The organism is Acinetobacter psychrotolerans (assembly GCF_048552595.1).
Lineage (GTDB): Bacteria > Pseudomonadota > Gammaproteobacteria > Pseudomonadales > Moraxellaceae > Acinetobacter.
Genome location: NZ_JBIMDK010000023.1, coordinates 1 through 12,543 on the forward strand (window position 1 = coordinate 1; position 12,543 = coordinate 12,543).

8 protein-coding genes, 1 tRNA gene and 3 pseudogenes are annotated in these 12,543 nt (G+C 38.7%); 1 reads left to right on the plus strand and 11 read right to left on the minus strand.

Going from position 1 to position 12,543, the window contains the following annotated elements; translation table 11 throughout:
* Positions 1-307 precede the first annotated feature (307 nt).
* The 11 genes and pseudogenes from ACG94X_RS15300 to ACG94X_RS15350 form a co-directional block, all read right to left on the minus strand.
* Complete coding sequence (locus tag ACG94X_RS15300) at positions 308-1,327, minus strand: fimbrial protein (RefSeq protein ID WP_419384567.1); 1,020 nt, start codon at positions 1,325-1,327, stop codon at positions 308-310.
* A complete protein-coding gene (locus ACG94X_RS15305; RefSeq protein WP_419384568.1) occupies positions 1,324-3,885 on the minus strand; it encodes a fimbria/pilus outer membrane usher protein in 2,562 nt (853 codons plus the stop codon). The genes ACG94X_RS15300 and ACG94X_RS15305 overlap by 4 nt, the downstream gene beginning before the upstream one ends.
* 71 nt (positions 3,886-3,956) lie before the next feature.
* On the minus strand, positions 3,957-4,685 hold the full coding sequence (locus tag ACG94X_RS15310; RefSeq protein WP_419384569.1) for a fimbrial biogenesis chaperone: 729 nt from the start codon (positions 4,683-4,685) through the stop codon (positions 3,957-3,959).
* A 73-nt stretch (positions 4,686-4,758) separates the two neighbouring features.
* A complete protein-coding gene (locus ACG94X_RS15315; protein ID WP_419384570.1) occupies positions 4,759-5,292 on the minus strand; it encodes a fimbrial protein in 534 nt (177 codons plus the stop codon).
* A 245-nt stretch (positions 5,293-5,537) separates the two neighbouring features.
* Positions 5,538-6,498 (minus strand): annotated as a pseudogene (locus ACG94X_RS15320) (IS5 family transposase).
* 55 nt (positions 6,499-6,553) lie between these two features.
* Positions 6,554-6,829 (minus strand): annotated as a pseudogene (locus tag ACG94X_RS15325) (RHS repeat domain-containing protein); the annotation flags it as partial.
* Between the two features lie 86 nt (positions 6,830-6,915).
* The gene (locus ACG94X_RS15330; protein ID WP_419384571.1) at positions 6,916-7,650 is read right to left on the minus strand and encodes a hypothetical protein; all 735 of its coding nucleotides are present in this window, start codon (positions 7,648-7,650) and stop codon (positions 6,916-6,918) included.
* A gap of 4 nt (positions 7,651-7,654) precedes the next feature.
* Positions 7,655-8,020, minus strand: a complete 366-nt coding sequence (locus ACG94X_RS15335) for a hypothetical protein (protein WP_419384572.1) — start codon at positions 8,018-8,020, stop codon at positions 7,655-7,657.
* Between the two features lie 193 nt (positions 8,021-8,213).
* Positions 8,214-8,966 (minus strand): annotated as a pseudogene (locus ACG94X_RS15340) (tyrosine-type recombinase/integrase); the annotation flags it as partial.
* A 169-nt stretch (positions 8,967-9,135) separates the two neighbouring features.
* A tRNA-Ser gene (locus ACG94X_RS15345) sits at positions 9,136-9,225 on the minus strand.
* A 98-nt stretch (positions 9,226-9,323) separates the two neighbouring features.
* Entirely contained in the window at positions 9,324-11,357 is a 2,034-nt protein-coding gene (locus tag ACG94X_RS15350) for an FAD-dependent oxidoreductase (RefSeq protein WP_419384573.1), read from the minus strand.
* A 246-nt stretch (positions 11,358-11,603) separates the two neighbouring features.
* Here ACG94X_RS15350 and ACG94X_RS15355 point away from each other — a divergent pair, with 246 nt between their 5' ends.
* Positions 11,604-12,467, plus strand: a complete 864-nt coding sequence (locus tag ACG94X_RS15355; RefSeq protein WP_419384574.1) for a hypothetical protein — start codon at positions 11,604-11,606, stop codon at positions 12,465-12,467.
* Positions 12,468-12,543 lie beyond the last annotated feature (76 nt).

Sequence of the window (12,543 nt, forward strand, 5' to 3'; positions counted from 1 at the left end):
AGCGTTAGATTGGCTTACACCATTAGAGAAATTTGCTCAGCTTGTTGATTATCATAAGACTTTTCAAACTGTCGCACCTCATGTTTGAATTCGCCCTCCCTTTAAAATCGATCTGATTTGCATAACTCGTCACACTAAAAAAATAATTTATTGTTAGAACCAAATAAATAGTTAGAAATTTTATTAACGTCATCTCAATCTCCTTTATTAGAGATGGTGTCGTTAATTAATTACATATCTATATCAGCAAAACAACACTTATTTTAGCTCCACATAAAAATAAGTAATAAAGTGTGATTGAGTCGATTTAATCATATTCAATTGTGACTGTTGCCAATCCCCGTACTTTACCTGGTGAAACATTTGACGCAGTCTGATAATAACGTGCTTTCATTGGCACATTATACTGAATGCTTTGATTGGAATTTAATGTACCCAATGCCAGCTTCTCATTTTTTGCAATGGCCTTATTTTGATTTTGATAATTCCATAATAACTGCACACCGACCCCATTTGCCCGATCTGTAGCTGGTGCGTCGTTTAGCAGGACCAAATTATTGGTATTAGGTGCAGAATTATAATCGAAACTCAGGCTGATCTTATTGCTTTCTTCAAAACCTGTAGGATTCTGACCACCATTACATAAAATATTGAGATCAAAAGCCTGCTCGCCCTGAGTAGACCCTACTCCTTTAAAATCAGCTTTATTGACTGTAGGCAATTGAACCACTTTATTAATATCACCTCGCCATTCACAGGAAGATGATGCAATGGTAATCGCATTACCATAAACGGTACTGGTCAGCCACGGCGTTGCTGAACTTCCGCGCATATTATAAGCACTGTAACGCCCAGGAACTAGCGTCCCTGAACCTGTCTGATTTGCAGTTTTAATAATTTCAACTACAAAAAAACCCTGCGCTAAAGTGTAATTTGTATTGGTCGCTGTCTGTCGTGAATATGGATAATAACCCGAAAAATTGGTGGCATTTTCGGCTTCACGGTATAAACGTATCCCTATTCCAGGAATATTAGTGGAATATATATTATTACCAATAGGGCTCAATGGATAAGTCTGTGAAAGAGTTGCATCTAGATAACTGCCATTGCGATCACACGAATAGGTTGAACCATTGGGACTAATCGGAAATGTTGCCTTACGTAATACCTTTCCAACTTCATCACTTGGACGGACCACGACTCGACCCACCGCCATTGAAATATCGACCGTTCTAAAATTTGAGTTGGCTGGGCATGCAGCCCGAACTTCAGAAATACCTGCAAACGCACCAATGAATAATAGACTATTTAAAACTTTATTTTTCATTGACATACTCCGTCCGCCATTAGCATACTTTGTTTTTTATCGGTGGCTTGTTGTGTGACATCGTACTTTACACGACATTGTTGGCTGGTTTCATCACCCCATTTTACAGTGATGGTATCTGCTGTTGTATTTGTACGTAAATAAATCATACTACCCTGCGCAACCATACCAATATTTTCGCCTTGTGAATTATAGACTTCGGCTGCAAATGGTAATGTCCCACCTTGTGCATTCAGACCACGAATATAGATTGCTTTACCTATTTTCGTCACAAAACTCACCTGCGAGATCGCACCAGAATAAGGTGCAATCCGTTGGCTGGTTTCTTCTAATTCAACATCTGTTGACATCGCCTGTGGATCAAGCGTGATATCATTCAAGCGATAAGGTGTCACATACGGAATCACCGCATAGCCCGATTTATTAATGCTTAAACCCGTGGTATTGTTGACTTTGGCACCTGCTGCGTCAGGGGCATAAACCAATACCATGGTCTGGCCTTGATCAGGGCCAAACAGTACACCACCCGAATGTGCCACAATATTTCCACGCGTTGTCAGCATCGCCTGTTCATACTGCTCAGCCACGCTATAAGACGCGCCCACTGTTGCAAAATTGGTTCGATACTGGGCATTCATATTCAGACTTGGGTTTTGCCCAAAGCGTGTAGACACCGATGTACCATAATTGAAACGATCACCCACAACGCCACTAACGCCAACCGTTGCGTTATCCTGAGTAGTGATTGAGTTGATATTTACAGAATTTTTCTTGAAGGTTAACGGCAGTGATAACGTCAACATATATTCAGTGTCATTTCTGCGTTGATTAGACGCATTATCTTCCACAATACGTCTGATTGCAGATAACCCGTAGGTTAAACCATGTTGGGTATTGCTGTATCCCAGCTGATACTGACGGGTGGTTTCCTGACGATTCCAGTAATCACTCCACGAACCTGTCGCATAGATATTGCCCCAGTTTTCAGGTAATCCTTGGTTCAAAGTAATCTGAAACTCACTGCGTTGTTTGCCTACATGAGTTGAACTGATGCCTTTATCATCTAAATCCTGAACCAACAATGCATCACGCAATTTATAGAAGTTTTCGGTTGAATAGCGATAGGCCGCTAAAGTCAGATTGGTATCCGTAGGTGTAATTAATTTACTATAGCTTAAACGGAAACTCTGACCAGATTGTTTTTTACGACGTTCAAAATCAGCTTGTGAATGAGTCACATCCAATGCAATTGCACCAATCGGTGTTGCAAAAGCACCGCCCAGTGTGAGCGCAGTATAATCTTGAGCAGCCTGTAGTCCACCATAACTGGTGATATAGTTATTGATGCCGCGCTGATATTTACCCTGAATAATCCACGGTTCAGCATCAATGTCCTTATCTCTAAACTTACCTGTGGTCACAGAATAACGACTCATACCAGGACGTAGCATTTGCACAACGGAAGCATAAGGGACAGAGAAACGTTGTACTTCACCACTGGCTTCAACAATGGAAACCTCGAGTTCACCACCGAATCCTGTAGGATAAAGGTCATTAATTTCAAAACTACCAGGCGCAACTGTTGTTTGATAAATCAACTGTCCTTGCTGACGCACTTCAACTTTGGCATTGGTTTTTGCATTCCCTCGGATTCTAGGCGCATAACCCACCATACTGTTGGGTAACATGCGATCATCACTGGAAAAATCCACACCACGATAACCAAAGGAATCAAAAATTTCACCGTCAGTAAAACTATCGCCTAAAGTCAATACCCCACGATATTGAGGAAATGCACGTTGAACATAGGTGCTGATATCATCGTAATTGGATCTTGATTCATTTTCGGATGGCTGATCCTGCCATTGCCACTGACCATTATGACGAAATTGCCAGCCCGCCAAATTGGCACCCGTAGACACCGAAGTAAACGCATTGGTGCGTTCTTCATTGCCTTGAAATTTATTAAATGTTTTATAGGCACTGGCATTATAAGAAAGAAAAGCGGCATTGATACCACGATCCCATACACTCGGATCAACATAGCCCTGTGCATTTTTCTGCATCGCCACTTGCGGAATAGAAATATCTACACGTAAACGTGATGTATCAAACTCATAAAATGCATCATCAATCCACTGCTCAATTTTTTGACAGTCAGAAGCAGCGCTCATACCAGCAGATTTCAGCTTAATCACGTCTGGTTTTACCCCATATTCAAGGAGCTTATTTGAGTTAAAGCAGGTAAATGCATTTTCTTTATTATCAAACGCTTTAAACATCATACGATGTTTACCAAACCAGTTTCCGTTTACGTAAACATCGACATTATATTCGCCAGGTAAAACAGGGTTACCGTATTTAAACCGATCTACATCTATTTTTTTGGCATCACCAATTAAAAAGACTGAATCAAACTCGACCTCTTCGGCAACTTTTTGCAGCTGCGATTCCCCTGCGTTCACAAGTGTAGAAATACTCAATGTGATTGCACCGCACGCTACATAATAGCGAATATGTTGCGTAACCCACCTAAAATTTTTCTTTTCTTTCTGCATAAGGAAACCGCCACTCACGTCTAAACTGTTGTGTTTTTGATGTAAAGTCACTGTATTAAGGGTAATAATGCTTAGAATTTAACATTCTGCTCAACCCGACCTCCAAAATCATTAATGGTTTTAAAAGTCATTGTTGCCGTGCTCGTTGTCTTCAGCCTAACTTTCTCTTCTGAAAATGGCTTAAGCATTAAACCTTCAGATAAAATATCCACACGTTTTCCTGCATGGTCTTGCATAATCGATGTTAAAGTGACATAAAAAGGCGTTGGGTTTTTAATCGCCACAAATACACCATCATTCGACCATTTTAATTTTTCAGGTGCTAAGGCAACATCCTCCTTAATCCCTGTTGGTCGATAAAAAAACTTGATCCGCGAACGAATGGCAAGTTGCAGGAAATTTTCCGGCACTTCATTCTGATTTTTTGTGGTTGGCTTAGGTGGAATATCGAGAATATTCAGCCAATACAGTGTTTCTTGAGTTTTACTTAATGTACTGGTCTGAGGTAAAGCAGAGATCCGCAATGATTGCCCTTTACTGGCTTCAACCCGTGATATCGGTGGCGTAATCATAAAAGGCGCTTTAGACTGATCAGGCGTACTTTTAGCATCGCCTTCATCAATCCATGCCTGAACCAGCGAGGGTTTATTTCCGTTATTACTCACCTGTAAAGTAATTTCACGCGCATCTGATGGATAAATCACACGTGTACCATGGATAATAATTTCAGCATTTGCACAGCTAAATGGGATCAAACAGGCAATAAGACTTTTCTGGAAAAACCAACGATTCAGGCGCATAACAATATCTCTAACTCAATAAAATGAAGAGCTAAGATGATACCCATCTTAGCTCCAATCCACACTATGCAAATTATTGATAGATAATTGTATATTGAACAGAAGTGGTTACTTTACCTGCAGCAGAAGCATCAGTTGCATAGTATTCAGCATAGTAGTTTAAGTCAGCAGCGCCAGCATCAGCGACATTCACCCACTGTGAGTTGGTTTGCGTACCTAAAGCACCAGCAGCAAGTACTGGAATAAATTGGTTATTTGAACCCAATAACTGAACCTGAACGTTTTTCGCACCTGCAGCATCTTGGTTATTTAAACGACCTGTACCGAAATCCACTGTTGCGCCTGGTTCGAAGTAAGTTGCAACTTTACCTTCAGAACAGTTTGCAAGATTGATTGTAAACGGAGTACGACCAGCAACATCACCAACTTTAGCCAATGTTTGCTTAGAAACAGTAGGTAAAGTTACAGTAAAGTCTTTGCCTTGTGGCGTCACAATGTCACAAGTCTTATCTGTTACTAGACCATTAATGGTAATGGTACCATCTGCTGCATAAGCAGTTGACATACCTAAGATTGTTACAGCTGCAAGAAAAGCAATTTTTTTCATTTTTGGATTTCCAAAAGTAATAAATTAAGTTTTGATACGGTAATGTTACATGCGATGCATACTACAATTATTTAACAAAAAATGCAAACCATTTCACATTATTCTTGCAATAAATGAAACAAACTTTGTTTTAATCATAAATGTTTTTTGAAATTGCATTTTTCTTATATTTTGAGCTATATCTCTTTAAAATGTCTTTGTTGCACAAAGATTTAAAGGACTGAGCTATCCTAAGTGAGCCAAATTTAAGTGGCAACTTGGGTATGAGGGCGACCTAATTCTGTGAATTTATTCAAGACTGCTACGCGTGCATGAATCTCGTTGACTTGGCTGTCAAAATTTCTGGCACTGAGTTTATCGCCTAATAACTTGATGCAATGCATCTTGGTTTCAACCAAGCTTCGGCGATGATAACCTGACCATTTTTTCCAAAGGGATCTTCCTAACTGTTTGGCTGTTTTCAATAACTCATTCCGCTCTATAGACCTCGCTTGCTCATCTTTCCATGGCTTTGCATTTTTTCTTGGTGGAATGACCGCATGTGCATCTCGATCTAAAATGATTTGTCGGCAGTGCTTTGTGTCATAAGCACCATCTGTATAGACAGAATTAATTTGCTCATCCAAGGGAATTTGATCAAGTAAATCACTAAGTACCTGTGAATCACTGACATTGTTCGTCGTGAGCTGAACAGCTCGTATTTGCAGGGTTTCAGCATCTATACCAATATGGAGCTTACGCCATTGGCGACGATATTCAGACTGATGTTTCTTTCGTTTCCATTCACCTTCACCTAGAAACTTTAGACCAGTAGAGTCGACAATGAGCAATATATTGTGCAAGGTAGTCCATCACTACTTTTTTGATAGCCAATCACAATATCGATATGCCTTTGTCTTCTACAAAGCGTGGTGTACGAATATCACTGATATTCGGGGCTGTCCAATCTAATCCGCAAAGTTTAATCAGACTTTGAACAAAACCTGTAACCATGCGTAGAGAGAGTCGAAAGAGAGATTTGATCATTAAGCAGCATTGAATAGCTGTATCGGAATAGGTCTGATTTCGACCTTGCTTGCCTTGTGGGTGAGCATACCATTGAGTCCTAGGATCAAACCAAATCGAGATATTTCATCGATTTATTAATGCTCGGTTATAAGAAGACCAATTGGTCGTACGATAAGTTTTCAATGCTGGCTTCTTCATGTGAAAATTATATTGCTAAAGACGGCTTTAAGAATAGGTTTGTGCAACAAAGCCATTCAAAGGCTAAAGTATTGCCCTCCCATCCATAAATCACATTCTGTTCATCAGCTGTATGGTAGTGTTTACTACCTTTTTGAATACGACGACCTAAAGCATCATAACGGTACTCTGCGGTAAATTCAGCATTACGGCTTTTAATCAAACGACCACATACATCCCACTCAAGATGCAAATCACCTTTTAGTCGATTTTTGACGTATAAGCTCTCCATATGCATCATATTGGTATGTTGGTCTAAGTATTCTTTGACTACGTTATTGACGAGACGGTTAGATAAGTTATCTTGAACTCTAACTTATCGCCATATACTCGCTTTAATAGAAAAGCCAATGAAAAGTGTTCTTATACAAAATTAAATTAATCCAATACCTGTCCAATCGTATAATCGGTCTGAGCAATAGGGGTTAACTTATCATCAACTTGATAATATTGAATGGCATACTCACCAGGTTTCCAACCATCTGGTGGAGCATAACTCACCCAATTTTGATCACTTTGAGGATTTACAGGCTGTGGCGCAAATAGTAATACCTCACCACTGTCCTTATTTACCCATTTCACAAAAACTTGATCACTTTTCGATAATTTCCCTAACGTATCGTAATGAGCAACGATTTGTTGATTCTTATAAATTTGGGACATGTTCTCAGACTGTAAGTTATTACTTAGATTTCTAGACAAAACAAGTTTACCTTGCATATCTTCTTTAGAAACACTAGCTTCATCAGATAACTCTTCTAATAGTCTTTCTGAAAACTGTTTTTTATTTTGAATAGAACTAAAATTGTTTAAAGGAAATGCTTTCGACAAATAGTGTGCAACCTCCTGATCAGGCATTTGCTTGAGTACCATTTTTATTTTATCTATTGTTGCTTGGGATAAAATATGCCCATTCGGTTGTGATATCAATGCATTAAATTGATCATCATGACTGTTTGGAATTGGTTTATTTATATTTTCACTTAATATTTTAGAATCAATTTCATTGTATGGCTGAGACGGATTATTTAATCCGTCATCAGCATTCAACAAAGCGATTCCATAGCCTGAAGCAAAACAGAACAGACCAACAAGAATTGCCTTTAAATTCATTTCATTAAGCACACTTATAACTTACACCATTAATAGTTAAGCCACTACCACCAGTAAAACTACTTCCTTGAGCGATAACTTTATCCTTGGTTAATCCAGAACCTGTTAAAAGTTTAATATTAGTAGCAGAAGTACAAACCCCTGTCTGAACATTAGATGAAGTATTCACTAAACATCCGCTTGTTGTAATTAAATAAGTTTTTCCATTGTCTAATGTTGAACAACTTGCAGTAATTGTTTGACTACTTGAACCAGAGTTTGATGAAGAACCAGAAGAACTTACGTTATCACCACTACCTCCTCCTCCACAAGCGACCAATAAGCCACTGATTAAACAAAGTGCAAATATATTTTTAGTTGATTTTTTCATTTTAAACCCATAGTGATTTATTTCTCATATTTTTTAAATATTGCTGAATTAAACAACATTTAACAATTTATAACATAAAAACTATTCTCGAATCAATATCTGTTGAATGATTAAAAAATTTAATAATCAAAATCTATTCTGGTTTTATTCCTGTTATCTAAGTTGATCATAATTCCACAATGCAATTACACTAAAAGGTTAAAACTGAGAGCTTTAATGCAACTTGTGTGGTGATTAAGCAACGTGTATGTAATTTAGAATAGTTCCAAATTTTATTGAGCATCGGTGCGAGGTCTTGTTCTTCTGTCACTGCAGCAAAATTCCCACCTTGAGGATTGGGTAATTCAATATCTTCAATGGGATTATACTGAATCAGTTTCTTTTTACGTGCAGATTTAAAGATTTGATTTAAATCTGATTTTATGCGTTTGGCAACCAATAAGGCTTCGCGGTCAATAATGCGCTGGAATACTTTTGCTTCCAATACCACTACAGTGATTTGTGGAAAGCTCATATCCCCGATATAAGGATAGGCATCATAATTCAAACGACGAAGTGTTTGTTCATCCTGCTTACCTTCCAATGCTCGCTTTTTAAGCCACTCTGCACTCACTACACGAAAGGTATGTTCTGCTTCTTTTTATTTTTGATTCTTGGTTTCTAAGCGTACTGTGGCTGGATCAACTCCCTGCTTGATTAACTTTTTATAATCGGCACGAACTGTACGTGCTTCTTCCAAGGCGACTTCGGGATATGTGCCGAGCGATAAATCGTTGCGTTTCGCAATGTAGGGGTATGTATAGTTGAAGATCCAATATTTGCTACCATTAGAATCAATACGCAGGTATAGGTTTCCCCCATCAGGAAGCTTATACATTTTATCTGGGTTTGCTTTTGCTTTTTTAACCTGTAAAGCGGTCAGTTTATTAATTCCACGAGCAGTCATAGCGTATAAACAAAAAAAATGCAGTAAGAAATAATCTTACTGCATTTTTTACTACTTTATAACTGCTCATTGACGTACTGTGTCATAGGCTGTTATACCGCTTGTTTCTAACTTTAACCTTATAAGTCAAATGCTTATATAGTGTTAAACAGTGTCAGAAACTTCAATGTGGCGGAAGCGGTGAGATTCGAACTCACGGAGGACTCGCGCCCTCGTCGGTTTTCAAGACCGGTGCATTAAACCGCTCTGCCACGCTTCCATGTGCGCCATAATACGGAGCTTTTGAAACATTGACAAGTGAAAAATTCAATTAAACCTTTCAAATGCATATTGTTTCATCAATCTCTATCAAATTTATTACAATGCAGCTGCAATTTCAGCACCTTCACGAATCGCACGCTTAGCATCAAGTTCAGCCGCCAGTTTTGCACCACCAATAATATGGTAATTTGCCAGAGTCGCTTCACCCTCTTTCGGCATTAAATCTTTAACCGACTCCTGCCCTGCACAAACGACGATCGTATCTACTCGTAGCAACTGATCATGCCCATCAGTTTCAATCCATAAACCTTCATTGCTGACAGATTTATATTGCACACCACGCATCATTCTCACTGCATGTTTTTTCAATTGTGCGCGATGTACCCACCCAGAGGTTTTCCCCAGTCCGATGCCTAATGGCGTAGTTTTACGCTGCATTAAATAAATCTGACGAATCGGGGGCTCAACCTGTGAAGGAACAGATCCACCTTCCGTCATATAATTCGGATTCGGGTCTACGCCCCATTCACGCATCCAATCGACTAAAGGTTGTGGCTGAGGTTGATGCTCAGGTTTCAATAAAAATTCTGACACATCAAAACCAATACCACCTGCACCAATTACTGCAACTTTATGACCGACAGGTGCGCCACGCAAAACTTCTGCATAAGACAAAACCTGAGGTGCATCACCACCATCAATTTTCAAACTACGTGGCACAACACCTGTTGCCACAATAACCTCATCGAAACCTTCACGCTCAAGCTGTTCACGGTTCACACGTGTATTTAAACGTAAATCTACACCTGTTTTTTCAATCTGAACTTTGAAATAACGAATGGTTTCGTGAAATTCTTCTTTGCCTGGTACAACTTTGGCTAAATTAAACTGTCCACCAATATCATTAGTTGCTTCAAATAAAGTGACTCGATGCCCACGACTTGCCGCTACAGTCGCGGCAGACATTCCTGCTACACCACCACCGACCACCGCAATTTTCTTCGGTTTTTTAGTTTTTAAATAGACCAATTCAGTTTCATGCCCTGCGCGTGGATTAACCAAACAAGTTGCACGTTTATTCTGAAAACTATGGTCAATACATGCCTGATTACATCCGATACAGGTATTAATTTCATCAACACGATTGGTCGCTGTTTTATTCACCCAAAAAGCATCTGCCAATAAAGGACGTGCCATCGATACCATATCAGCTTTGCCCGCAGCTAGAATTTCTTCCGCAGTTTCAGGCATATTAATACGGTTAGATGCAATAACAGGCACCGAAACATGCTTTTTCACTTCGGCGGTATAATCAACAAATGCTGCACGTGGTACAGAAGTTACAATCGTAGGCACACGTGCTTCATGCCAACCAATACCCGTATTTAATAATGTAATACCTGCTTTTTCTAAAGCCTGAGCAACAGTGATGACTTCGTCCATCGTATTACCATCATGGACTAAATCGAGCATCGACAAGCGGAAACAGATAATAAATTTCTCACCAACTTTCTGACGAATCGCTTTAACAATTTCGACAGGAAAGCGCATACGGTTTTCAATTGGGCCACCCCAACGGTCTTCACGCTGATTCACGTGGCGGCTTAAAAACTGATTCAGTAAATAACCTTCTGAACCCATAATTTCCACGCCATCATAACCTGCTTTTTTTGCAAGACTTGCCGTCTCAGCAAAATCATCAATCGTACTCAGAATGAGTTTGTCTGACATCTCACGTGGCTTAAACATAGAAATTGGAGATTTAATTGGACTTGCAGAGACTACAAATGGCTGATAACCATAACGACCTGCATGCAAAATCTGCATCAAAATTTTAGCACCATGTTTATGAACCGCATGTGTCACTAAACGGTGTGGTGCAATATCACCCAAAGTATTCATCGTTCCGCCCGCAGGCAATAACCAGCCCTGACGATTCGGAGAAATACCACCCGTAATAATCAGCCCAACACCACCTTTAGCACGTTCGCCAAAGTATGCCGCAAGTTTAGGATAATTATAAAAACGATCTTCAAGACCTGTATGCATGGAACCCATTACCACACGGTTTTTAATGGTGGTGAAGCCTAAATGCAGTGGTTTTAGAATATTTGCATAGCGTGTTGTCATGGCTAATCCTTAATTTATTGGCTTTGCAACTTGTTGCATACTACTTTATCGAGTTTTAGAATTTTTGGGATGACTATTTATCATATTTTCATGGTTTCTATAGTCAATTTTGCCAATCCTCAATCTACAAAATGTAAAGCCGATATACAGTTTTATAATATTCCTGAATCGAATTAAGCGTTATTTTAAATATTCATCCAAATAAATACATTTAATGATATTTTAAAAATAAGAGCATACAACTCAATGAATAATCCTGTATTTTTGACCAGTTCCACTTTCAGTCAGATGCCAATCGGTAGCCTAAATCAGTGGCAAGCTTTTTACCACACAGCATCCTTTGAACTTGAAGCCGATACCTTTATTCCAATTTTATGGTTAATGTTGTTTCGTCAAAATAATTTATATTGGGCAAAATATACCGATTTACTCGATATTAATGATGAAGGTAATTTAGATGATTTAGCAGAATTTCACGATACTTTTGGTGAAAGTGCTTATGCCTATTTAATTATAGATCAGCAACAGGCTTTAGCCAATTTAGCACAACGAAAATCACTTTTTATCAACACATTCGGTTCTGAAAATATCTATCATTTTGAATATTTTCAATCACTCATTGAGCTTCATTTTCCACAACACATTTTGCTCAGAGCCAGTGGTTTATCTTTAAACTTAGATGATGCTGATTTTTTATTAGAACCATTACAACAACTTGAAAATTTCCAGCAGGATCAGATGAATATCGCTGATTTTGCAGAGATTCAGCATAATAATTTAGCCCGTTTCGATAATCACTCTTATTTTTTTTACGGCGTAGATAATAATACAGAAACTAATGCGCTTAAGAATGATGCTATTGAATATGCAAATGAGTCAGACAACAGCTCAACAGAACAACATACGCCAATGACTGATATTAATAAACCTCAAGCCCTACCGCCATCTAAATCATCTACCATAGCGATTTGGATTTGCACATTTATTGTTGCCACATTGACGATTACAGTATGGTATTTCACGCACTCAATTCTGTATGCAGTGATTGTTTTCTTGGTGAGTGCATTTGTATTGGGATTTATTTCATCAAAACTGGGACATTCTGAATAAAAAACTAATCAAATAAAGACGTTGTGAAAATTAAACGATCTTAATTTTCACAACGAGTAAAAACTACCTCGATACC

Excerpts from the sequence above, each read along its gene's own strand:
- ACG94X_RS15300 (WP_419384567.1), bottom strand. The coding sequence starts at position 1,327 with ATGAAAAATAAAGTTTTAAATAGTCTATTATTCATTGGTGCGTTTGCA.
- ACG94X_RS15305 (WP_419384568.1), bottom strand. The coding sequence starts at position 3,885 with ATGCAGAAAGAAAAGAAAAATTTTAGGTGGGTTACGCAACATATTCGC.
- ACG94X_RS15310 (WP_419384569.1), bottom strand. The coding sequence starts at position 4,685 with ATGCGCCTGAATCGTTGGTTTTTCCAGAAAAGTCTTATTGCCTGTTTG.
- ACG94X_RS15315 (WP_419384570.1), bottom strand. The coding sequence starts at position 5,292 with ATGAAAAAAATTGCTTTTCTTGCAGCTGTAACAATCTTAGGTATGTCA.
- ACG94X_RS15330 (WP_419384571.1), bottom strand. The coding sequence starts at position 7,650 with ATGAATTTAAAGGCAATTCTTGTTGGTCTGTTCTGTTTTGCTTCAGGC.
- ACG94X_RS15335 (WP_419384572.1), bottom strand. The coding sequence starts at position 8,020 with ATGAAAAAATCAACTAAAAATATATTTGCACTTTGTTTAATCAGTGGC.
- ACG94X_RS15350 (WP_419384573.1), bottom strand. The coding sequence starts at position 11,357 with ATGACAACACGCTATGCAAATATTCTAAAACCACTGCATTTAGGCTTC.
- ACG94X_RS15355 (WP_419384574.1), top strand. The coding sequence starts at position 11,604 with ATGAATAATCCTGTATTTTTGACCAGTTCCACTTTCAGTCAGATGCCA.